The following is a 21,652-nucleotide window of genomic DNA, read 5'->3' as shown; positions in this document are numbered from 1 at the left end:
GAAGATGTACAATTTAATATTGTGATTATATCCGCAATATGTTAAAATATAGTTGGAAAGTAATATTTCCAATAATAACCTTTAGGAGTCTCATAATGGATAAAAGAAACTTTCTTGTTCTCACTTTCGGAACATTACTTGCTAGCACAATTCTAACTGCTTGTTCTTCCAATCAATCGACCCAAAATAAACTTCAAAATTTAGAAGATGTTACAACAGTAGCTTTTATGCAACTAGCAAATGAATCTAAAGAACATATTTGGTATAATATCGATGACTCAAATGATGATGGTCAAATTTCTAAGGATGATAGTATTGATGCGATTTATATTACTAAAAATGGAAAAATAAATACATATTTTATTCGAGAATTAACATTATCTGATGTTAAGGACAAAAATACTGAGGAAGTAAAAAAGTTAGCAATAGAGCAAGATAAAGCTTATTTCGAAGTAAATAAAGAAGATGCAATACCAAGTTCAGGGGATAAGGAAGCTGAGAAAGCAGAATATTATAATCAACTAATTGCAAGTTGGGAGAGAACAATAGAGCAAATAAAAGCGTACCCGGAAGAATTTAGTGACCCGGATTTGGAATTAAGCCTAGCTTCTGATGAACTTACTAAATTAAAAGAGGAGAAAGATAGAACCTTAAAATCATTGGCAGAACTGAAAAAATTAACCTATGCCGACTTTTCAGCACAACATTTAAACAAACCAGCAAAAGCTACTGTTAAAACAGATTCTACAGGAAATACAGTTGTTGGTGAAGCACCTGAGTTTTGGTTTTATAGGATAAACCAAATGAACGGAGAAGTAGAAGTAGTAAATTACAATTACTATTGTACAACAACAATTTCAGGATTAGTATATAATACCTATTATGTGGGATATGTTAATCCGGATGAAGGTGTAAATAATGATTCGTTTCTAATAACAGCAGTACCTAATGAGTCTGTGCTAATTGCATTTGATAAATTGGATACTAAAAATGTTACAGAAGAGTGAAGCAAATAAGATAAAAGGAAAAAATGATATGAAATTAATAAAAAGTACATTGGAAAGTCTTATTAGTTGGTTTAAGCATTTAACAAAAAAACAACAGTTATTGACAGTTGGAATTATTGTTGTCATTGCTATTTTCTCTGGTAGAGGTCTACTAAAAAATGACCTAGATGGCAAATACTTCGGCGAGGCAGACGGTGTTTCGGTAACAGTTGTCATACATGGTAAAACTGGTGATTTAATATTGAAAAAAGGTGAGGTACAGAAACAAGCTAGATTAACGAATATCGATGTTAGTTCTCAAACATTAATACTAGAAGATTCAGAAAACAACCGAACAAAAGAAATGATATTTCAGAAAGAAGGAGATTCTTTAAGAATTCCTGAACTTAATGATGAGTTGATATTACTTAAATATTAAGTTTTATCAGTAAATAGCTAGCAAAAAAGAAGCCCTAATTTTTACTTAGGACTTCTTTTTTTGGAGACACTTTGGAGACAATCCAAGTGTATTTATCTCATTTTAACACTTCTTATAATAGGCAAAATGCTGTTAAATCAAGGATTCTTAGCCAAAGTTACTCTTATACATTATTCCCACTCCACTGTCGCTGGTGGTTTGCTGGTGATATCGTAGACGATGCGGTTGACGTGAGCCACTTCGTTGACAATGCGGGTTGAGATTTTCTTGAGAACATCCCATGGGAGTTGGGCAAAATCGGCCGTCATGCCATCGATAGATGTGATTGCTCGAATCGCGATAGTGTAGTCGTAAGTACGACCGTCACCCATGACACCTACAGAGCGAACGCCAGTATTAACTGTGAAATATTGCCAAACATCACGATCAAGACCCGCTTTAGCAATCTCCTCGCGGAGAATCGCATCGGATTCACGAACCGTTTCTAGTTTTTCTTCTGTGATTTCCCCCATGACGCGGATAGCAAGTCCTGGACCTGGGAAAGGCTGGCGCCACACGACTTCATCAGGCATGCCTAGAGCGGTACCAAGTGCACGAACTTCATCCTTAAACAAGGTGTTGAGTGGTTCGATGAGCTCAAACTGCATATCTTCAGGTAGGCCGCCAACATTATGGTGTGATTTAATGGTTTCAGCGGTTTCTGTCCCAGATTCGATAATGTCTGTATAGAGGGTTCCTTGCGCTAGGAAATCAACACCTTTGAGTTTGCTCGCCTCATCATCAAAGACATAAACAAACTCATTACCGATAATTTTGCGTTTTTTCTCAGGATCATCGACACCTGCAAGCAGGTCAAGGAAACGCTTGGCAGCATCCACTCGGATAATGTTAAGTCCAAATTTACCACCAAGCATCTCCATCACTTGATCACCTTCATTTTTACGAAGAAGGCCATGATCGACAAAGATACAGGTCAACTGGTCACCTATGGCTTTTTGTAAAAGGACACCAACAACTGATGAATCAACCCCACCAGACAAGCCAAGAAGCACCTTACGATCTCCAACTGTTTCACGAATCTTCTTGATTTCCATGTCAATGAAGTTGTCCATAGACCAATCTTGACGTGCACCGCAGATGTTTACAGCAAAGTTTTTCAAGATGTCATTACCGTAGACAGAGTGGCGTACTTCTGGGTGGAACTGGATACCATAGAAGTTTTTCTCCGTATTTTCCATGGCAGCATAAGGGCAATCAACCGAGTCACCGACCAAATGGAAACCTTGAGGGATTTCAGTAACGGCATCCCCATGACTCATGAGAACCAGTTGCTCTTCAGGTGTTCCTGCAAAAAGTTTTGATTCTGCTCGTAGGCGTAGGGTAGATTGGCCATATTCACGGTTACCAGCTTCCCCAGCTGGAACCACTTTACCACCAAGTTTGTGGGTAATTAGCTGCATGCCGTAGCAAATCCCTAAAATGGGAATGCCTAATTCAAAAATGGCCTCGTCAATGCCAAAAGCGTTGTCAGCATAAACAGAGTTTGGTCCTCCTGATAGGACAATTCCAATAGGATTGATGGCACGGAGCTCATCAGCTGTGATTTTGTGGCTTTTCAGTTCTGAAAAAACACCGAACTCACGAATACGGCGAGCAATCAGCTGATTGTACTGGCTACCGTAATCAAGAACGATGATTTTTTGAACATCTGTCAAGGTTTCAGTCATGTTTTCCCTTTCTATTTGTGGCCCTTATAATGAACCCATTCTTATATATTTTAGCATAAATACCATTTTTTTGCTGATTTTTCCCTTAAAATCTGGTAAACTGATGCTATGATTACGATTACATCTTATCAGTCTAAGTATGAGAAGTCTTGGGTTTATTGCAAGGCTTTGGCTTATCTTTTTTCAGAGTTTTTTGATGATATCAGTCCTAATAAAGACGATTTATCCGATTGGTATGCTGATAGTATAGAGCTTATTGCCCTTAGAGGAGACATGGTGGTTGGCCTTTTAGATATTGGCATTTATTCCTTAGAAAATAGCAGAGCTTACCCCTATTATCCATGTGATAAGGTAGCATACTTTAGCAATCTCGCAGTTCATCCGGATTTCCAAGGCCAAGGTATCGCAGAAAAGCTTTTTAGAGAAGCAGAGAAACTCTTAAAGGAGAAAGAAGTAGAAGCGCTAGCTATTTTCACAAGAGGAGATGACAAAGCAAATCATCTCTATCAAAAATGGGGAGCAGAACTAATCTGCAAGGATTGGCTAGTTGTTGGAAGACCTAAAGCCCTTCAGCAAGACTTTCACTTCAAGGTACTTTTGGACGAAAAACGCCTAACATTTGAGACAAACGACGGGGAGCTTCCTTATTACCTAAGAGAAGGCCATTATATCGTGGCTAAAGAAGAAGATTTAGCACTTTTTGATGAGGACCAAATCTTTGAAGAACGCACTTATCTGAAACGCTATAAGTAGCTAAATCATTTACTACTTAAGAGTCCGATAGGTCGTCCATTTTGTTAAGTGAACAATTAGAAAGAAATTATTATGCAACCAGCTTACCTTCAAATTCGTGATACCATTAAAGAAGATATCGATGACGGCATTTGGGCTATCGGAGATCGTCTGCCCAGCGAACGAGACTTAGCAGATCAATTTAAGGTCAGCCGTATGACCCTACGCCAGGCTGTGACCTTGTTAGTAGAAGAGGGGATCTTAGAGCGGCGCATCGGAAGTGGGACTTATGTGGCGAGTCGGCGAGTCCAGGAAAAAATGCGTGGCACGACCTCCTTTACTGAAATCATTCAATCACAGGGGAAAAAACCATCGACCAAGGTCATCTCCTACCAACGTAAAATGGCTAGTCAAACTGAAATCGAACGCCTTTGTTTACATAAAAATGATTATGTCATCAAAATGGAACGTATTCGATATGCCGATAAACTTCCTGTGGTCTTTGAGGAAACCTACATCCCAGAAAAGTTAATCAAATCCTTTCAACAAAAGGACATCACGGAGCACTTTTTTAAAACATTGATTGAAAATGGTTACGAAATCGGTAAAAGTCAGCAAACTATTTATGCTAAAAATGCCAGTGAACGCGTGGCTACTTACCTTGGTATTCCTAAAAATCATGCTATTCTTGCCTTAACTCAAGTTTCATATTTTACCGACGGAAGACCGTTTGAATATGTCAAAAGTCAGTATGTCGGGGATCGTTTTGAATTTTACCTAGAAAATAATTAAATCTCGGCTTTTTGATTACATAAATATTATTATGCAACCAAAAAGGCTTTTTTCTTTCAACAAAGGATTGCAGAGCTAGCAGATAAAATGCCTATTTTTTCTATTAAATTCCTTGGATTTATGCTAAAATAAAGGTTATGGAAATTGAAAAAACCAACCGTATGAATGCGCTCTTTGAGTTCTATGCTGCGCTGTTAACCGATAAGCAGATGAACTACATTGAACTTTATTATGCTGATGATTATAGTCTAGCAGAGATTGCAGAGGAATTTGGCGTTAGTCGACAGGCTGTTTATGATAATATCAAGCGTACAGAAAAGGTCTTGGAGAGCTATGAAATGAAGCTACACATGTACTCTGACTATATCGTTCGGAGCCAGATTTTTGATGAAATGGCTGAAAAGTATGCTGATGACAGCTTTATCCAAGAAAGATTAGCCATTTTATCTAGCATCGATAACCGTGACTAATACCATTGATTTGAAAGGACATTATTATGGCATTTGAAAGCTTAACCCAACGCTTGCAGGGCGTTTTTAAAAACTTGCGTCGCAAAGGAAAATTATCTGAAAAAGAAGTCCAGGAAGTCACCAAAGAAATCCGTCTTGCACTTTTAGAAGCGGACGTTGCTCTTCCTGTTGTCAAAACCTTTATTAAACGTGTTCGTGATCGTGCTGTTGGCCATGAAATCATCGAAACCCTCGATGCCTCACAGCAAATCATCAAGATTGTCAACGAAGAACTGACAACCATTCTTGGAGCCGAAACTGCTGAGATTATCAAATCTCCTAAAATTCCTACAATCATCATGATGGTAGGTCTTCAAGGTGCTGGTAAAACCACTTTCGCAGGTAAATTAGCCAATAAACTCATAAAGGAAGAAAAAGCAAGACCGCTTATGATTGCGGCAGACATTTACCGTCCTGCGGCCATTGATCAGCTGAAAACTCTCGGTCAGCAAATTGGTGTACCTGTCTTTGATATGGGAACTGGGACGCCGGCTGTAGACATTGTTCGTCAAGGTCTAGAAATCGCTCGCGCTAATCATCACGATTATGTCTTAATTGATACTGCCGGTCGTCTGCAAATTGACGAAACACTCATGAAAGAACTTCGTGATGTCAAAGAGCTGGCGCAACCAAATGAAATTCTCTTAGTTGTTGATGCCATGATTGGTCAAGAAGCGGCTAACGTGGCTCGTGAGTTTAACCAGCAACTGGAAGTAACTGGTGTCATCCTAACGAAAATTGACGGTGATACACGTGGCGGTGCGGCACTCTCTATCCGAGAAATTACTGGTAAGCCAATAAAATTCACTGGTACAGGTGAAAAAATCACTGATATTGAGACTTTCCATCCTAACCGCATGGCTAGCCGTATTCTTGGTATGGGAGATCTGCTGACTCTGATTGAAAAAGCGTCTCAGGAATACGACATGCAAAAATCAGCTGAATTAGCTGAAAAAATGCGTGAAAACACCTTTGATTTCAACGATTTCATTAACCAACTGGATCAAGTGCAAAGCATGGGGCCTATGGAAGACCTTCTCAAGATGCTACCTGGCATGTCTGGAAATCCAGCGCTAGCAAATCTTAAGGTTGATGAAAAAGAAATCGCCAGAAAACGAGCTATTGTCTCATCAATGACGCCAGCTGAACGTGAAAATCCAGACCTTTTGACACCAAACCGTCGCAGACGCATCGCTGCTGGATCTGGTAATAGCTTTGTCGATGTCAATAAGTTTATCAAAGACTTTAATCAAGCTAAAACCATGATGCAGGGAGTCATGTCTGGAGACATGAATGCTATGATGAAACAAATGGGCATCAATCCTAATAACCTTCCCAAAAACATGCCTGCTGGAATGCCTGATTTAGGTGGTATGGACATGTCAGCCCTTGAAGGCATGATGGGAGGATCTGGTATGCCAGACATGTCAGAAATGTTTGGTGGCGGACTAAAAGGAAAACTGGGTTCCTTTGCCATGAAACAGGCTATGAAACGTCAAGCCAATAAAATCAAAAAAGCTAAAAAGAAAAGAAAATAACCTCAAATAACCAAAAGCAAGTCTGATTTTGAGACTTGCTTTTATCATATTATCATCAACAATTTTATAGAATAAGAACTTTGAGCATCCTTATTTGACGTTTGATTGAATAAAGTGCATTTTTAGTAATTTCTTCCTATAAATTTTTTTGGTTATTGCACCTATAAACCCACCGACATTTTTCCGAAAAACTATAATTTTCTTGAAAAATGTTAATTGATATGCTATACTCCTATTATAGAAAAATTGGGAGAATTTCATGAAACGTGAACTTTTACTGGAAAAAATAGAAGAATACAAATCCATCATGCCTTGGTTTGTGCTAGATTATTACCAATCCAAACTATCTGTGCCTTATAGTTTTGCGACTTTGTACGAATACCTCAAAGAATATAAACGCTTTTTTGATTGGCTTATTGAATCGGATATCGCAAAGGTTTCCCAAATATCTGATATTGAGCTGACAGTTTTAGAGCATTTGACTAAAAAAGATATGGAAGCCTTTGTTCGCTATCTTCGTGAGCGCCCTCTCTTGAATGCTAATACGACACAGTACGGCATTTCTCAAACCACCCTAAACCGTACCTTATCCGCACTGTCTAGTCTCTATAAGTATCTTACTGAAGAGGTTGAAAATGAGCAGGGTGAACCTTATTTTTACCGAAATGTTATGAAAAAAATCGCCACCAAGAAAAAACGAGAAACCCTAGCAGCTCGGGCTGAGAACATCAAACAAAAACTGTTCTTAGGAGATGAAACCACTGCATTTTTAGAGTATGTTAATTGTGAATACGAGAACAAACTCTCTAACCGAGCAAAATCCTCTTTTCAGAAAAATAAAGAACGTGATTTGGCGATTTTGTCACTCCTACTTGCTTCGGGTGTTCGTCTATCTGAAGCGGTCAATCTGGACTTAAAGGATATTAACCTAAAGACGATGGTGATTGAAGTAACGCGTAAAGGAGGTAAGCGTGATTCTGTCAATGTCGCAGGCTTTGCTAAACCTTATCTTGAGAATTACTACAATATCCGCCAAAACCGCTACAAACCAGAGAAAAACAATACAGCCTTCTTTTTAACAGAATATAGAGGTCTTGCCAATCGTATCGATGCTTCATCTATTGAAAAAATGGTGGCAAAGTATTCTGCAGACTTTAAAGTTCGTGTAACCCCTCATAAACTCCGTCACACACTAGCTACCAGGTTATACGATGCCACGAAATCACAGGTACTGGTCAGCCATCAACTTGGGCATGCTAACACACAAGTTACAGACCTTTATACCCATATCGTTAACGACGAACAAAAAAATGCTTTAGATAAACTTTAGAAACATAACTATAATTATGTAACAAAATTGAGTTCTTAACCATATAAAAAGAAGACCAAAAGGTCTTCTTTTTTAGTTAACGTCAATGGTAACAGATACATTTTGAACAGGTACATCGTAGAAAGGATCTTCACGACGTCCTAAGAAATCACGAGCCTGTTTAGGGAATGAAGCGTAGCTAAGAACATCTTCTTCACTCTTAGCATATTCAGCGATTTCTTCACGTAAAGTTGGCATTTGTGGTTCAATCAAATCCGCTGGACGAACAGTGATTACTTCCTCGTTACCAATAATTTTTTCTTTAATACCTTCCGCAAGTGGAGCTGGTGATTGACCGTAAAGACCACGGACGTAGTCCTTAATTTCGTTTGGAACAACCTTGTAGCGCTCACCCGAAATAACATTCATCAATGCTTGTGTCCCCACCATCTGAGATAATGGTGTTACCAATGGCGGGTAGCCAAGATCTGCACGCACACGAGGGACTTCTGAGAGGACCTCTTCATACTTATCAGCCAGGCCTTGTTCGCTCAACTGGCTAAGAAGGTTTGAAAGCATTCCACCAGGTACTTGGTAAATGAGTGTTTTTGGCTCGACATCCTTAACTTTAGGGTTTAGGATTCCTTCTTTGCGGTAATGATCACGAACTTTGTTGAAGTGTTCTGCTATTTCTTCAACTTTTTTCAAATCAACACCTGTTTCAAAGCCAAGTTCCTCAAGAGCGATAACCATTGCTTCTGTTGCTGGTTGACTAGTGCCTCCTGCAAAAGAAGATACAGCGGTATCAATAATATCTGCTCCAGCCTCAGCTACTTTAAGGTAAGTCATTTCTGAGATACCTGATGTTGCATGGGTATGAACCTCAAGTGGCAGATTGACAGCTTCTTTGATACGCTTAACCAAATCATAACCTGTTTGAGGGGTTAATACACCTGCCATATCTTTAATACAGATAGAATCAGCTCCAATTTCAGCGTAGCGTTTTGTCAAGTCAACAAAGTAATCTACGGTGTGAACAGGACTTGTTGTATAAGAAATAGCAACTTGAGCATGGCCACCAGCATCTTTAGTAGCTTTTACGGCTGTTTGAAGGTTACGAGGATCATTCAGCGCATCAAAAATACGGACAATATCAATTCCGTTTTCAACGGATTTTTGAATAAAGCTGGTTACCACATCATCAGCATAATTACGATAACCAAGTAAATTTTGCCCTCGAAGGAGCATTTGAAGTTTTGTATTCTTAACTGCTTTGCGGATGGTCCGAAGGCGTTCCCATGGATCTTCATTAAGGAAGCGAAGACAAGAGTCAAAGGTTGCTCCGCCCCACATCTCTAAGGCATAGTACCCCGCTTGATCCAATTGTTCAAGGACCGGCAACATTTCTTCTGTCGTCATGCGAGTCGCAATTTGACTTTGTTGACCGTCGCGCAAAACCGTTTCGGTAATACGGATTTTTGTCATGGATTTCTCTCTTTCCATTAATTTTTTAATAGACTTGCGATAGCTTCTCTTATCTGGCTAAGGTTATGTTTTTGACTTCTACTACATTCCTTAGCATTCGAAGCACAAATATAACAACTACGCGCAGGTAAACCTAACTCAGTGCGACTGATGGGCACAATCTTGTCATCTATTAGACGAACAACATCTAAATCCATCAAGCGTCCCGCTGCTGTTTCTTCTTCTATCGCTATTAACATTGTTTTCAAGTCTAGGGGGTCTAGTTGGGTTACTAGATAATATTCCCCACCTGTTTTAAGTTCGAGTTTCCTGCTGAAAAGAATATTTTCCTTTAGGGAACTCTCAATTTTATAGATGATTTGGTCAAAGACAGCCTCTAACATCTTAGATGTTTTAATCGGCCCTGGTATGTTCATAGTTGCTGAAAGAAGGGAGGCGCCAGCATACTGTCTTAACAGTGACTGCTGACGCAGATTGCGGCCTTCTCTAGCTTCTAACATATCTTCTAAAGTGACTTTAGGACCATCAAAAATCGTGTTAGACATTGCGTACCACGTCAATCAGTGTGCCATCTCGGTACTCAATCAAAGCAACTACCTTATCACCATATTGGATTGGTTCTGGATTACCAACAATAGCATAAGCTTTTTCTTGCAATTCTTTGATGGTATATTGTGGTACTTTAAGATCTTTAAAGTGTTCCACAAGGTCTGGACGGTTAGGATTGATAGCAATACCAATTTCTGTAACCACTACGTCAACAGATGTTCCTGGTGTGATTACCGTGTTCACAGATTCTACGAAGGTAGGAATGCGTCCACGAACCAATGGTGAGATAACCATAGACATTTTAGCAGCAAATGCTGTGTCACAGTGTCCTCCAGAAGCACCACGGATAACCCCGTCAGACCCGGTCATTACATTGACGTTAAAGTTAGTATCCACTTCCAAAGCAGACAAAATGCAGGTATCTAACATATTGATTGCTGAGCCTTTGCTGAGTGGGGAAGCATACATATTGGCATCTATTTCAAGGTGTTTCCCTGCATTACGGTCAAGTGACAGAGCAGATGGGTGGTCAAAGTCTTGAACATCAATGATACGATCAACCAAGCCCTCTTCCAAAAGCTCAACCATAGCATTTGTGATACCACCTAGAGCAAAGCTAGCAGTAATACCATCTTTAAGCATAGCTTCGCGCATGAAGCGTGTCACTGCCAGTGAAGCTCCTCCTGTACCAGTCTGGAATGAGAAGCCTTCTTTATAGTAAGGTGAGTTTGTGATAACTTTAGCTGCATATTCAGCAATAAGAAGCTCTTTTGGATTTTTTGTAAAACGCGTTGCGCCTTTAGCGATACCTTTTGGATCACCAATCGCTTCTACTTCAACGACATAGTCTACATCCGTCTGTGGAATGGAAATTGGTGAGTTTGGATATGGTACTAGTGTGTCTGTAATGATAACAACTTGGTCTGCATATTTAGCATCAACCATAGCATAACCAAGAGAGCCACAAGTTGCTTTACCTTTTACTCCGTTAGCATTTCCATAGGCATCCGAAGAAGGTGCACCAAGGAAGGCAACATCAATGTGAATGTCTCCCTTAGCAATCGCACGTGCACGTCCACCATGTGAACGGATAACAACTGGATTTTCCATGATACCAGATGAAATGGCAGCACCGACCTTATCACGAAGACCTGACGAGGTGATGTTGGTAACGACACCATTTTTGATGTGCTCAATTAGAGGTGCGTGAACATTGGCAATAGAACTTGGTGCGATAGAGAGATTTTTAATGCCCATCTTAGCAATCTCTTCCAAAACCATATTCATCACGAAGTCACCTTCACGGAAATGGTGGTGGAAGGAAATCGTCATTCCATCTTTCAGACCGGTTTTCTCGATAGCTTCACGAATTGAGCCCAATAATTTTTCATCACGTGGTTTAACAGGTTTAATGCGGCGAGTCGACTCGTCATAAGGTTTGACATTTGTCAATTCACTTTCGAATACGCCATATTTTTCTGCATATTCAGTTGGAATCTCGCGACCTAAAGAATTTTTAACCATATTAAATCTCCTCCTCTGAAAGCACACCTGCTGCTTTAGCAAGCATAATCACACGTTCTGCACGTTCAACGATTGGCTTATCAACCATTTTACCGTTAAGGGAAATAACGCCTGAACCTTTGCTTTCTGCTTCACGAATGGCCCAGATAACTTGTTTGGCATGATCGATTTCTTTTTCAGTTGGTGTATAAATCTCATTAACCAATGGAATTTGCCGTGGGTTAATAACAGATTTACCATCAAAGCCAAGTTGTTTGATGTGATTAACCTCTGCTTGGAAGCCTTCAGTATTGTTCACATCTGAATAAACCGTATCAATTGCTGCAATGCCGGCAGCACGAGCCGCATGGAGAATCATGCTACGTGCAAAGAACAATTCTTGACCATCAGGATAACGGCGTGTCTTCATATTTGTGACATAGTCCTCCGCACCAAGTGCAATACCAATAAGACGGTCAGAAGCTTTTGCGATTGCTGGTGCATTAAGGACACCTTCTGCTGATTCGATGGCAGCCATCATACGAGTGCGACCAACTGGAATGCCATACTCACGTTCAACACGTTCAATTTCAGCTTCAACATCAATAATATCTTGAGCAGTTTCTGTCTTTGGTAAGCGAACCACATTAACACCTGCTGTGACAACTGCTTCAATATCTAGCGCACCACAAGTGTCCAAGCCATTGATACGCACAACCGTTTCAACATTGCTATAATCGAATGTTTTTAGGGCAAAATGAACCAAAGCGCGAGAAGTATCTTTTTCCTTCAAAGAAACAGAATCTTCAAGGTCAAACATGATGGAATCTGCTCCGTAAAGTGGGGCATCACGTAACATACCTGCATTAGCACCAGGTACAAACATCATTGTTCTTCTTAAACGTTCCATGCGTCAATCTCCTTCCAGTTCATGCTTTCAACGCCGGCAGCACGGTGCACAGCTGCAAGAGTACGAGCCTGAATCGTACAGTCTAATGCTCCCTTATCAACTGCAGTCACTTCTGCTGCTTCCACACCGAGATTTTGAAGGGTGCTTGTAATCACTTTACGAATTTGATTGCCGAATTGTTTTTCAACATTACTCTCAAGAGAAATCGTAATCCCTTGAGCAGCTGGAGCAACTGTTACTTGGATATCACTTGATTCAAGCGATCCTGCAACAGCAGTTTGTTTAATGTCCATATTTCACCTCTTATTGATAATGATAAATGGCGGCGCGAGCGAGCGGACAGCTCGCAGGGTCGCACGTGTTAAACAGATTTATTTTTTTACTGGGAACAGTTTAAGCAGAACCGCTGCTGAAACATATAAGATTCCCAAGACAAGAAAGACACCAGCCATCCCTAAAACCATCAGTTCAAGAGATTGGTATAAGTGTTCCATATTGAAATTCATTTTTACTATTCCTCCAATTAGCTAAAGAATGCAAGGAGCAAGCCACCAGCAATAACAGAGGCGATTTGTCCAGAAACATTGGCACCGACAGAGTACATCAAGATAAAGTTTTGAGGGTCTTCATCTGTTGCCATTTTTTGGATAACACGACTTGACATTGGGAAAGCAGAGATACCTGCCGCACCAATCATAGGGTTAATTTTGTTGCCTTCTTTACGGAAGATGTTCAACAATTTAGCAAACATAACACCACCGATTGAGTCCATGATGAAGGCCAAAAGACCAAAGAGGATAATCATTAGTGTTTGAACATTCAAGAATTGGTCTGCTTGCATTTTAACTGAAATGGTCAAACCAAGAAGAATAGAAACGATGTTAACCAATTCATTTTGTGCTGTTTGTGACAAACGATCAAGTACACCACACTCACGAAGAAGGTTACCAAACATTAAGAAACCAACCAATGGAAGTGAAATTGGTGAAATAAATCCAGCTACCAAAGTGATAACAATCGGGAAGAGAATTTTTGTCAGTTGAGAAACGTTTTCTGACTTATAAGTCATACGAATACGACGCTCTTTTTTAGTGGTTACCATTTTAATCGCAAATGGTTGGATAATAGGAACCAAGGCCATATATGAGTATGCCGCAACAGTGATTGGTCCTAAGAGCCCTGGCGCCAACTGGTTAGCAACGAAGATTGATGTCGGACCATCAGCTGCACCAATGATACCAATTGAAGCAGCTTCTTTGATGTCAAAGCCAGCAAGAACTGCAACAACTACAACAAAGAAGATACCAAATTGGGCTGCTGCACCAAATAGCATCATGAATGGGTTTTGGAGAAGTGGTCCAAAATCAATCATTGCTCCGATACCGATGAAGATGAGGAGTGGGAAGAGTTCGGTTCCAATACCGAATTTGAACAATTCTTCAAAAACCCCTGTTTGTTCGATGCCGTTTACGGTTTGATTCAATACCCCAGTAGATGGAAAGTTAACAAGGATTGTCCCTAGTCCCATTGGAACAAGGAGAGTTGGTTCGTATTCTTTTTTAATTCCCAAATACATCAACAGTGCACCAATAAGCATCATGATGATTTGTGGGAAAGTAATGGATGTAATTCCTTCGATTAAGATATGCACGCTATTACTTCTTTCTATTTTTAATGATTTTGCTAAGCCTATGTGATCGGTTTAATTAGCCAATAGTAATCAAACCGTCACCTGGGTTAACTGTTTGACCTTGTGATACATGGATTCCTGTTACAGTACCAGCTGATGTTGCAACGATTTCGTTTTCCATTTTCATAGCTTCAAGAATCATCAGTGGTTGGTTTTCAGTCACAGTATCACCTACATTAACCAAGATACGAAGAATGGTTCCTGGCATTGGAGCTGGCATTGCATCTGCTCCTGCTTGTGATGAAGCTGCCGCAACTGGGGCTGGAGCCGCTTCTGCAACAGGTGCAGCTACTGGAGCTGGAGCAGGGGCTGCTGCTACTGGGGCAACCGCAGGAGCAGGTACGCCTCCGATTTCTTCCATCTCAACAAGGTACTCTTTACCGTCGATTGCAATTTTGAATTTACGTAACATGTCATGTTCTCCTTAAATAAAATTATTTTTTAGTATGTATAGATTTGACAGCAAACTGACTGTCTGGATAATCGCCTGCGGCGATGCTGGATGCGATTATTGAAACCTTTAAGGCCTCAGGATTTCGCTGCAACACTCTCTTAACAACAAATTGACTTTCTGGCTTATCTCCTGCCGCAATCGCCGTAGCAATAAGACTAACAAGACTATAGTCTTCTTGATTTGCCGGGATATAAGCAGGGACAGGTTTCCAATCATCGAGGTCTTTTTTTACCTCAGAAACTATTGAAACAGTCTCCTTGTCTTGAGATTTTCCAAATAGGCGTTGAAAGAATCCCATAATGCCTCCTTCCTTTTTTAGAAATAATAGAAATGTGATAACCATAACAAGTGCTATCGACTCTACTTTCTAAAACTATTATATAACATCCTCCTTGAATCTTGTTGGATTTTTTGTGTTTTTTTAGAACGCTTTCATTTTTTATTTTATAAATTTTATCAGCTATATATAGAAGAAAAAATCTATTTTTGATTTGCTTGTCAAGAAATTTGCTTATCTTAGTGTTTTTTTTGTGTTTTTTTCTGAAAAAGGGCTTTTCATTACAAACGCTTTCAATTATACTTATCTCATAAGGTCTAAATAACCTTCATATTTTATTCAAGTTCAATAGACCATATTGAATAAAAAAATAAAGAGGAGAATAACTTATGTTATTGACTGTTCTAGCATACGCTATGATCGTCGTCTTCATGTACGTCGTGATGACGAAAAAGATGTCACCGTTCACGTCACTCGTGTTGGTGCCACTTGTGTTCGCCGCTGTGATCCTGATCACAGGTACAGCAGATTTGACTTCAGATGCTAAATTCGTTGCCTTCGTCGGTGAAGAAGGAAGCCTTAATAATCTAACTGCTATCGGCGATATGGTTCTTTACGGGGTTAACACTACCGCTAAGACTGGTATCATGTTGCTCTTTGCGATTCTCTACTTCTCAACAATGCTTGATGCAGGTCTTTTTGACCCAATCACTGAGAAAATGATTCGTTTCGCAAAAGGCGATCCAATGAAAGTGCTTGTTGCGACTGCTGTTGTAGCTGCTGCTGTTTCACTTAACGGTGACGGAACGACTACTACACTTATCGTTGTATCAGCTTTCTTACCAATCTATAAGAAACTTAACATGAAGATCATGAACCTTGGTGTCTTGATTATCCTTCAAAACACAATCATGAACCTTCTTCCTTGGGGTGGACCAACAGCGCGTGCTATGTCAGTATTGAACGTTGGTGCTGAAATCCTTGGTTACCTTGCTCCTGGTATGGTTCTTTCCCTTCTTTATGTGACTTTCTGGGTTGCTCCTAGCATGGGACGTAAAGAGCGTGCTCGCCTTGGTGTTGTTGAATTTACAGAAGCTGAACTTAAAGAATTGACTGATATCACTGATCCAGATACATTGGCAATTCGCCGTCCTAAGAACTTCTGGTTCAACGCTATCTTGACAATCGTCCTTATCGGTTGGTTGGTTGCTGGTTCATTCATCGAGTCAATCGAATTAGCTCCACTTCTTCTCTTTGCAGTTGGTACAGTTATCGCTCTTATGGTTAACTACCCAGTGATCAAAGATCAATCTAAACGTATCGGTGACAACGCTGGTGATGCTGTTCAAGTAGTTATCTTGGTATTTGCTGCTGGTATCTTTATGGGACTTTTCCAAGGTTCAGGTATGGCTACAGCACTTGCTAATAGCTTTGCAACCATCATTCCTAAACAATTGGCAGGTTTCTGGGGTCTCATTATCGCTTTGATTTCTGCTCCAGGTACATTCTTCATCTCAAATGATGGATTCTACTACGGTATCCTTCCAGTTATGGCTGAAGCTGGTGCTTCATACGGATTCTCTCCTGAATCAATGGCTCTTGCTTCACTTATGGGACAAGCATTCCACTTGCTCAGCCCACTGGTTGCCTTTATCTACCTTCTTCTTCGTTTGACAGGTCTTGATATGGGTGAATGGCAACGTGAATCTGCTAAGTACGCAACTGTTATCTTCATCATCTTTGTAGTAACAATCATTGCGACAGGTCACATGCCACTCTACATTCCGCAATAAAATCGCAAACTTGAATAAAAAATAAAATATGAAGTTACCCTTGGATTTCGCTCCAAGGGTTTTAATATGTGTTTCCATATCGAGTCATTGATGGCTTACTCCTTTGTGGAGAACAGTGCTCATAACTTCTGTTTTAGGTCAGAAAATGAGAATACATTGTTCTCTTAAAAGCCCATCATGCATTCTCTTCATAGATGAAGTTGGTTTTAATGACTAAAAGAGATAGGCATTTTCTAAAAAATTAGGTATAATAATAATGACTCTTTAGAAAGAAGTAAAGTTATGAATAGCATTATCGAGGCTGTTAAGGCCAATCTTGACCTTTCATTAAATATTCCATTAAAACAGGCCTTTTATGAAGCCTTACGAAAAACCATTATTTTAGGGCAAATCCCTGCTGGTAGTCGCATCAATGAAAAAGAATTTTCAACAGCGCTTAATATTAGTCGCACCCCTATTCGTCATGCTATCAGCGTCCTAATCGAAGAAAAACTGGTGGAACATATTCCTAAAAAAGGAATTATCGCGCGTGGTATCAGTGTCAAAGACGCGGTTGAAATCTTTGATATCCGTAAAGCCCTTGATACTCTAGCGACAACTAAGGCCATGTATAAAATGACAGAGGCAGACTTTGACGAAATGAAGGCATTATTGACCTATTGTGAATCAATGATTAACGATGACAATAATCTCGATAAAATCATTGCTAACTTTAATCAGTTCAATAATCTCATCTATGAAAAGAGCCAGATGCTTCGCCTACGCGAGATTGTCACCGAATTGCAAACCTATCTGGTCTATTTCCGAGAAATTTCGATATCCTCGCTGGAACGCCGAACCAGAGCGCTTGAGGAGCATTGGATTATTTATCGTGGCATGAAAAATCAAGATGTTGACCAGGTTACCCTGATCACTCACGAACACCTCAATCGCTCCTTAGAGTTTATTCTCAAGGAAATGGAAGATGCGACACATGGTTGAGACAGCGTTACGCCACTTTAGTCAAAGGGCCACCAAAGCCCTCTTTTATGAAGTCTCTTTAAGCCCAAAACCTGGTCTTGTTGACCGCTGGAACGATGGGTCTCATCATGACATGACCTTTACAACTTTTATTGACAGTAGTTTAGCGCTAGCCCCCTTCTTTCACTCCTACCTCCGAATAGGCTTTGAACATGCCGATGAGGCACCTGAGCACATCTTTAATCGCTTACGTGCTTTGGGAATTGAAGCTGAGAAAGCTATGTTTGCTGCCACTTCTGGTATAAATACCCATAAAGGAATCAATTTCTCGTTTGCGGTGCTTCTTGGAGCTACTGGAGTCCATCTTAAACACCATCCCAAGCTTTTAAAACATCCAGATAACTTTTCTCATCTAGATAGCTGGGCTATTTGCCAACTGGCGATTCCCATGTGCCAACATTTGATTCAGTCAGACCTGCATCAGCTAGACACTAAAAAAGAGTTAACTTATGGCGAAAAGCTCTATTTAGAGCATGGTATCAAAGGACCTCGTGGCGAAGCTAGCCTTGGTTTTCCCAGTCTAACAGATAAAGCTCTACCATTTTTCCGTCAACAGCTTAAAAATGGTGATAAAGAGCTTGCCCAACTTCAGCTTCTTGTCTACTTAATGACATTTGTGGAAGATGGCAATCTTATCCATCGTGGAGGGATTGAAGCGTGGCAAAAAGTGATGTCAGACAGTCAACAACTTCACCATAAAGAACTGTCCAAAAAAGACTTAATCGATGAATTAACCCTTTACAATCAAGAGTTAGTAGACGCTCACCTTAGTCCTGGAGGGACAGCGGATTTACTTGCCTTAGCATTGTTTTTTGCCTTCTTAGAAGGACTACTTTAAACAGCTCTGATTCATTTCAGAGCTGTTTTATCTATAACAATTGCAGAATCAATTTGACCAATAACGGCATGATAATGACCGTATAGAGAGTGCGACTAATTTGAATACTAGCAATTTTTGCTAAATCACCTCCCAAATCCCCTGCTAGTAGTGAGATATCGGTTGCTCCTGCCGGTGAGGAAGCAAATAAAGCTGACTGCAAATCGAAGACCTTTCTCTTGTACATGACATAGCCAAAAAGAATATTGATAATCAGATAACTACTGAGTAGCAAGATAATAGGAAAAATGAGATGCAGCATTCGCAACAGACTCTCCTGCGTAAAGCTGGTCCCTATAATGGAACCAGCAAAAACTTGTGCCGTAAAACGAATGGATTTAGAAAGCTGAGAAGTCTTACAAGTTATTTTTAATAGGGATGAAAAAATGAGGGAGAATATCAAAGTTCCAACCGGAACTCCCAGCCAGTAACCGATGCTGCCACCAATAGCAGAGACGAGGAGAACCACTATATTATTAAAGCCTTGCGATTGTCGCGATAAGGTAGAGCTGCTAGTTGTAGATGGAGTAGAAACAGTATCATCCTTTGATGGTCCTGCTTGCCCCAAACCTGTCACCCAAAAATTGACCCAGATAGGAAGCAGAATCAAAATACCTATTAAACGAGCCGATTGAAGGGTTGCTACCACATCTGCTTGCGCTCCCATATCAATCGCCATCAATGAAACATCCATAATCCCACCAGGGAGACAACTTAGAAGAGCTGTCACAGGATCCATATGAAAAACATAGATGAATATAAGTCCCAAAACAAGCATGTTTAAGGTAAATAATGCCATGAGACCCACGATTGATTTTCCAATCTTAGGCAGATTAAGGAGATCATCTTTACTGATGGTTTGACCAATGTAGCTCCCACTAACCATTTGAGCAAACAGTTTCATCAAGTTACTGCTTTCCATCTTTCCTGTCGTCATGGAGACAATAGCTACAGTTACCATACTTCCAATCATAAAGGGTGCAGGAACCTTCATCTGCCGCGCCAACAATCCCCCTAAAGTCCCAATTCCAATTGTTAGGATAAGGAACAACATGTTATCCCCTTTCAAAGTGTATTTGATACTATTATATCATATATTTTTTAATCTTGATTTAATGACGAGATATCTAAAAAGACTGGGAAGCTTCGCTATGCTATTTTATAATGATTGTCTGTCTTTACGCTGAAATAATGTTATAATACGTATTAGAATATCTCACTATGTCTTCATCCAAGAAATTAACTGGACACATTATGTAACTAGTAGAGCCATCTCGATATCAGATAGTTATTATTTGAAAATCTGGAAATAACTACATGATTAATACGCTTCAAACCGTTCATTGTATTCATTAACTAGAAAGGTCAATTATGTCTCACTATATCGTTTCCAAAGTTTTTAATGCTGATAAAGCTACTATCGCTAAGGTTGATGCCTTGTTATCTGAAGAAGGTATTCGGCGTGATGCTAATCTCGATTATACCTGTGCAATCTATGATGACCAAGGGCAAGTGATTGCTACGGGATCTACTTTTGGGAATACGCTGCGCTGCCTAGCGGTATCAAGCAAGTATCAGGGGGAAGGCTTGATGAATATGATAGTCAGTCATCTGATTGACTATCAGGCTGATCAAGGGCATTTTCACCTCTTTTTATACACTAAAACCTGCACAGCCCCATTCTTTGCTGATTTGGGATTTAAAGAAATCGTCCGCATAGAAAATCTTGTTAGCTTTATGGAAAATAAAGCCTCAGGTTTCCAACATTATCTCAATCACCTTGAAAGACCTGCTCAAAACCCTCCAAGAGTTGCTGCAATTGTGGTCAATGCTAACCCTTTTACTCTTGGGCATCAGTATTTAATTGAAAAAGCTAGTCAAGAGAATGATTTGCTACATCTCTTTATGGTCAGCGAAGATGCTAGTCTAGTCCCTTTTTCCGTCCGTAAAGAACTGGTTTTGAAAGGGACCTCTCACTTAAAAAACATTATTTATCATGACAGTGGAGATTACATTATCAGCCAATCGACATTCCCAGCTTATTTTCAAAAAGATCAGACGTCAGTCATTGAAAGTCAGGCTGAAATTGATCTTGAAATTTTCACGAAAATTGCTCAACAATTAGGGATTAGTCGTCGTTATGTGGGAGACGAGCCAACGAGTCTAGTGACCAATCTGTACAATCAAATCATGAAGGAGAAACTTCCGGAACACGGCATTGATTGCTTCATTATTCCACGTAAAACGTTTGCTGCTGACCGACCGATCAGTGCCTCCACAGCTAGACAAGCTATCAAAGAGGGCGACTGGAATCTTTTAGAACACTTACTGCCTAAGACCTCTTTGGATTATTTTAAATCAGAAGCTGCTCAGGCTATTATCGCACGTATTCGTCAGGAAAAGAATGTCATTCACTATTAATTGAGTCTCTCTTCAATACAAAAAAGCTAGGTAAGACTGTTACGAATCTTATCTAGCTTTTTATCATACGATTTTAAACGGTCATACTCTTTAAGAGGTGTGACCTATCTTCATTTTGTGATGATGATTTATAGACTTTTTTTACGCCCGACTTCAAGGGCTGTTACGATCAATTTATCATCCTCAATGCTGACGATGACCCTGTAATTACCGATACGGTATCGCCATTGGCCAGAACGATTGGCAGTCAAGGCCTTTCCGTATTGTCTGGGGTTGTCGCAACCGTCAATATGCTTGTAAAGATACCGCAAAATCAAACTTGCAGCCGTTTTATCCATCTTTCGAATTTGCTTTTGAGCCTTAGCAGACAAAATAACCTTATAACTCAATGCCCAACTCCTCAGCCATTTGTTCTAATGTTATCGGCTCAATGCCATTCGCCAAGTCTTCTTGGTATTCTGCCCAAGCAAGGTCTGCCACACGCGCATCGTATTCGTCTTCAAGGGCTTCAAGGGTTTTAGTCCGAATGAGTTCTGACAAACTCACACCTTCAAACTTTGCCATAGCCTGCATAAAGAGCTTGTCCTGCTCAGATACTTTCAATGTGATAGCTGCCATTTTTCTCACCTCTTCTAGTATTC

24 protein-coding genes are annotated in these 21,652 nt (G+C 40.0%); 11 read left to right on the top strand and 13 right to left on the bottom strand.

Annotated features, from left to right (window positions below; translation table 11 throughout):
• Nucleotides 1–95: 95 nt before the first annotated feature.
• Nucleotides 96–1,007: a hypothetical protein gene (locus tag G575_RS0106655; protein ID WP_027972048.1), complete on the top strand. Its 912-nt coding sequence runs from the start codon at nucleotides 96–98 to the stop codon at nucleotides 1,005–1,007.
• The gene (locus G575_RS0106650; RefSeq protein ID WP_027972047.1) at nucleotides 991–1,425 is read left to right on the top strand and encodes a hypothetical protein; all 435 of its coding nucleotides are present in this window, start codon (nucleotides 991–993) and stop codon (nucleotides 1,423–1,425) included. The genes G575_RS0106655 and G575_RS0106650 overlap by 17 nt, the downstream gene beginning before the upstream one ends.
• A 170-nt stretch (nucleotides 1,426–1,595) precedes the next feature.
• On the opposite strand, the gene guaA is transcribed toward G575_RS0106650, so the two are convergent.
• On the bottom strand, nucleotides 1,596–3,152 hold the full coding sequence (guaA, locus tag G575_RS0106645; RefSeq protein WP_027972046.1) for a glutamine-hydrolyzing GMP synthase: 1,557 nt from the start codon (nucleotides 3,150–3,152) through the stop codon (nucleotides 1,596–1,598).
• Between the two features lie 111 nt (nucleotides 3,153–3,263).
• Between guaA and G575_RS0106640 the strand changes: the two genes are divergently transcribed.
• From G575_RS0106640 to xerS, 5 genes are all read left to right on the top strand, one after another.
• Nucleotides 3,264–3,905 (top strand): GNAT family N-acetyltransferase, encoded by a 642-nt coding sequence (locus G575_RS0106640; protein WP_027972045.1) that lies wholly within the window; start codon nucleotides 3,264–3,266, stop codon nucleotides 3,903–3,905.
• A 72-nt stretch (nucleotides 3,906–3,977) separates the two neighbouring features.
• Nucleotides 3,978–4,676 carry a GntR family transcriptional regulator gene (locus G575_RS0106635; RefSeq protein WP_027972044.1) on the top strand — a complete coding sequence of 233 codons (699 nt, stop codon included), beginning with the start codon at nucleotides 3,978–3,980 and terminating at the stop codon, nucleotides 4,674–4,676.
• Nucleotides 4,677–4,813: 137 nt separating this feature from the next.
• On the top strand, nucleotides 4,814–5,146 hold the full coding sequence (locus tag G575_RS0106630; RefSeq protein WP_027972043.1) for a putative DNA-binding protein: 333 nt from the start codon (nucleotides 4,814–4,816) through the stop codon (nucleotides 5,144–5,146).
• Nucleotides 5,147–5,172: 26 nt separating this feature from the next.
• A complete protein-coding gene (gene ffh / locus G575_RS0106625) occupies nucleotides 5,173–6,723 on the top strand; it encodes a signal recognition particle protein (RefSeq protein WP_027972042.1) in 1,551 nt (516 codons plus the stop codon).
• A gap of 259 nt (nucleotides 6,724–6,982) precedes the next feature.
• Nucleotides 6,983–8,053 carry a tyrosine recombinase XerS gene (xerS, locus tag G575_RS0106615; protein WP_027972041.1) on the top strand — a complete coding sequence of 357 codons (1,071 nt, stop codon included), beginning with the start codon at nucleotides 6,983–6,985 and terminating at the stop codon, nucleotides 8,051–8,053.
• 72 nt (nucleotides 8,054–8,125) lie between these two features.
• Here xerS and G575_RS0106610 read toward each other — a convergent pair whose 3' ends face one another.
• The 9 genes from G575_RS0106610 to G575_RS0106570 all read right to left on the bottom strand — a co-directional run bounded on the left by G575_RS0106610 (nucleotide 8,126) and on the right by G575_RS0106570 (nucleotide 14,921).
• The gene (locus G575_RS0106610) at nucleotides 8,126–9,517 is read right to left on the bottom strand and encodes an oxaloacetate decarboxylase subunit alpha (RefSeq protein WP_027972040.1); all 1,392 of its coding nucleotides are present in this window, start codon (nucleotides 9,515–9,517) and stop codon (nucleotides 8,126–8,128) included.
• 17 nt (nucleotides 9,518–9,534) lie between these two features.
• Complete coding sequence (citX, locus tag G575_RS0106605; protein ID WP_027972039.1) at nucleotides 9,535–10,062, bottom strand: citrate lyase holo-[acyl-carrier protein] synthase; 528 nt, start codon at nucleotides 10,060–10,062, stop codon at nucleotides 9,535–9,537.
• Nucleotides 10,055–11,590 carry a citrate lyase subunit alpha gene (citF, locus tag G575_RS0106600; protein ID WP_027972038.1) on the bottom strand — a complete coding sequence of 512 codons (1,536 nt, stop codon included), beginning with the start codon at nucleotides 11,588–11,590 and terminating at the stop codon, nucleotides 10,055–10,057. Before citF ends, citX begins: the two co-directional genes overlap by 8 nt.
• A gap of 1 nt (nucleotide 11,591) precedes the next feature.
• The gene (gene citE / locus G575_RS0106595; protein WP_027972037.1) at nucleotides 11,592–12,479 is read right to left on the bottom strand and encodes a citrate (pro-3S)-lyase subunit beta; all 888 of its coding nucleotides are present in this window, start codon (nucleotides 12,477–12,479) and stop codon (nucleotides 11,592–11,594) included.
• Nucleotides 12,467–12,772 (bottom strand): citrate lyase acyl carrier protein, encoded by a 306-nt coding sequence (gene citD / locus G575_RS0106590; protein ID WP_027972036.1) that lies wholly within the window; start codon nucleotides 12,770–12,772, stop codon nucleotides 12,467–12,469. Before citD ends, citE begins: the two co-directional genes overlap by 13 nt.
• Nucleotides 12,773–12,850: 78 nt before the next feature.
• Nucleotides 12,851–12,985, bottom strand: coding sequence for an OadG-related small transporter subunit (locus G575_RS12585; protein WP_027972035.1), 135 nt, complete (start codon nucleotides 12,983–12,985; stop codon nucleotides 12,851–12,853).
• Between the two features lie 17 nt (nucleotides 12,986–13,002).
• Nucleotides 13,003–14,130 carry a sodium ion-translocating decarboxylase subunit beta gene (locus G575_RS0106580; protein ID WP_027972034.1) on the bottom strand — a complete coding sequence of 376 codons (1,128 nt, stop codon included), beginning with the start codon at nucleotides 14,128–14,130 and terminating at the stop codon, nucleotides 13,003–13,005.
• Nucleotides 14,131–14,185: 55 nt separating this feature from the next.
• Entirely contained in the window at nucleotides 14,186–14,581 is a 396-nt protein-coding gene (locus G575_RS0106575) for an acetyl-CoA carboxylase biotin carboxyl carrier protein subunit (protein ID WP_027972033.1), read from the bottom strand.
• A gap of 22 nt (nucleotides 14,582–14,603) precedes the next feature.
• Entirely contained in the window at nucleotides 14,604–14,921 is a 318-nt protein-coding gene (locus G575_RS0106570; protein WP_027972032.1) for a hypothetical protein, read from the bottom strand.
• A 368-nt stretch (nucleotides 14,922–15,289) separates the two neighbouring features.
• On the opposite strand from G575_RS0106570, the gene G575_RS0106565 reads away from it, so the two are divergent.
• The 3 genes from G575_RS0106565 (at nucleotide 15,290) to citG (ending at nucleotide 18,551) form a co-directional block, all read left to right on the top strand.
• Nucleotides 15,290–16,693: a CitMHS family transporter gene (locus tag G575_RS0106565; protein WP_027972031.1), complete on the top strand. Its 1,404-nt coding sequence runs from the start codon at nucleotides 15,290–15,292 to the stop codon at nucleotides 16,691–16,693.
• Between the two features lie 282 nt (nucleotides 16,694–16,975).
• Nucleotides 16,976–17,674 carry a GntR family transcriptional regulator gene (locus G575_RS0106560; protein ID WP_027972030.1) on the top strand — a complete coding sequence of 233 codons (699 nt, stop codon included), beginning with the start codon at nucleotides 16,976–16,978 and terminating at the stop codon, nucleotides 17,672–17,674.
• A complete protein-coding gene (citG, locus tag G575_RS0106555) occupies nucleotides 17,667–18,551 on the top strand; it encodes a triphosphoribosyl-dephospho-CoA synthase CitG (RefSeq protein ID WP_027972029.1) in 885 nt (294 codons plus the stop codon). Before G575_RS0106560 ends, citG begins: the two co-directional genes overlap by 8 nt.
• A 31-nt stretch (nucleotides 18,552–18,582) precedes the next feature.
• Here citG and G575_RS0106550 read toward each other — a convergent pair whose 3' ends face one another.
• A complete protein-coding gene (locus G575_RS0106550) occupies nucleotides 18,583–19,644 on the bottom strand; it encodes an AbrB family transcriptional regulator (protein ID WP_027972028.1) in 1,062 nt (353 codons plus the stop codon).
• 317 nt (nucleotides 19,645–19,961) lie between these two features.
• On the opposite strand from G575_RS0106550, the gene citC reads away from it, so the two are divergent.
• Nucleotides 19,962–21,011 (top strand): [citrate (pro-3S)-lyase] ligase, encoded by a 1,050-nt coding sequence (gene citC / locus G575_RS0106545; RefSeq protein ID WP_037622789.1) that lies wholly within the window; start codon nucleotides 19,962–19,964, stop codon nucleotides 21,009–21,011.
• A gap of 128 nt (nucleotides 21,012–21,139) precedes the next feature.
• Here the strand turns inward: citC and G575_RS0106540 are convergent, their stop codons facing one another.
• Together G575_RS0106540 and relB are read right to left on the bottom strand one after the other, a co-directional pair.
• Nucleotides 21,140–21,400, bottom strand: coding sequence for a type II toxin-antitoxin system RelE family toxin (locus G575_RS0106540; RefSeq protein WP_027972026.1), 261 nt, complete (start codon nucleotides 21,398–21,400; stop codon nucleotides 21,140–21,142).
• A complete protein-coding gene (gene relB / locus G575_RS0106535) occupies nucleotides 21,390–21,629 on the bottom strand; it encodes a type II toxin-antitoxin system RelB family antitoxin (RefSeq protein ID WP_024411326.1) in 240 nt (79 codons plus the stop codon). Before relB ends, G575_RS0106540 begins: the two co-directional genes overlap by 11 nt.
• Nucleotides 21,630–21,652: the final 23 nt, after the last annotated feature.

Source organism: Streptococcus plurextorum DSM 22810 (assembly GCF_000423745.1).
Classification (GTDB): domain Bacteria; phylum Bacillota; class Bacilli; order Lactobacillales; family Streptococcaceae; genus Streptococcus; species Streptococcus plurextorum.
This window is presented reverse-complemented; position numbering and strand designations above follow the sequence as displayed.

Coding starts and splice junctions, on each gene's coding strand:
- citD (WP_027972036.1), bottom strand. CDS start 12,772: ATGGACATTAAACAAACTGCTGTTGCAGGATCGCTTGAATCAAGTGAT.
- G575_RS0106655 (WP_027972048.1), top strand. CDS start 96: ATGGATAAAAGAAACTTTCTTGTTCTCACTTTCGGAACATTACTTGCT.
- relB (WP_024411326.1), bottom strand. CDS start 21,629: ATGGCAGCTATCACATTGAAAGTATCTGAGCAGGACAAGCTCTTTATG.
- ffh (WP_027972042.1), top strand. CDS start 5,173: ATGGCATTTGAAAGCTTAACCCAACGCTTGCAGGGCGTTTTTAAAAAC.
- G575_RS0106630 (WP_027972043.1), top strand. CDS start 4,814: ATGGAAATTGAAAAAACCAACCGTATGAATGCGCTCTTTGAGTTCTAT.
- G575_RS0106560 (WP_027972030.1), top strand. CDS start 16,976: ATGAATAGCATTATCGAGGCTGTTAAGGCCAATCTTGACCTTTCATTA.
- G575_RS0106565 (WP_027972031.1), top strand. CDS start 15,290: ATGTTATTGACTGTTCTAGCATACGCTATGATCGTCGTCTTCATGTAC.
- G575_RS12585 (WP_027972035.1), bottom strand. CDS start 12,985: ATGAATTTCAATATGGAACACTTATACCAATCTCTTGAACTGATGGTT.
- citG (WP_027972029.1), top strand. CDS start 17,667: ATGGTTGAGACAGCGTTACGCCACTTTAGTCAAAGGGCCACCAAAGCC.
- citF (WP_027972038.1), bottom strand. CDS start 11,590: ATGGTTAAAAATTCTTTAGGTCGCGAGATTCCAACTGAATATGCAGAA.
- G575_RS0106550 (WP_027972028.1), bottom strand. CDS start 19,644: ATGTTGTTCCTTATCCTAACAATTGGAATTGGGACTTTAGGGGGATTG.
- G575_RS0106610 (WP_027972040.1), bottom strand. CDS start 9,517: ATGACAAAAATCCGTATTACCGAAACGGTTTTGCGCGACGGTCAACAA.
- citC (WP_037622789.1), top strand. CDS start 19,962: ATGTCTCACTATATCGTTTCCAAAGTTTTTAATGCTGATAAAGCTACT.
- xerS (WP_027972041.1), top strand. CDS start 6,983: ATGAAACGTGAACTTTTACTGGAAAAAATAGAAGAATACAAATCCATC.
- G575_RS0106650 (WP_027972047.1), top strand. CDS start 991: ATGTTACAGAAGAGTGAAGCAAATAAGATAAAAGGAAAAAATGATATG.
- guaA (WP_027972046.1), bottom strand. CDS start 3,152: ATGACTGAAACCTTGACAGATGTTCAAAAAATCATCGTTCTTGATTAC.
- citE (WP_027972037.1), bottom strand. CDS start 12,479: ATGGAACGTTTAAGAAGAACAATGATGTTTGTACCTGGTGCTAATGCA.
- G575_RS0106575 (WP_027972033.1), bottom strand. CDS start 14,581: ATGTTACGTAAATTCAAAATTGCAATCGACGGTAAAGAGTACCTTGTT.
- citX (WP_027972039.1), bottom strand. CDS start 10,062: ATGTCTAACACGATTTTTGATGGTCCTAAAGTCACTTTAGAAGATATG.
- G575_RS0106570 (WP_027972032.1), bottom strand. CDS start 14,921: ATGGGATTCTTTCAACGCCTATTTGGAAAATCTCAAGACAAGGAGACT.
- G575_RS0106635 (WP_027972044.1), top strand. CDS start 3,978: ATGCAACCAGCTTACCTTCAAATTCGTGATACCATTAAAGAAGATATC.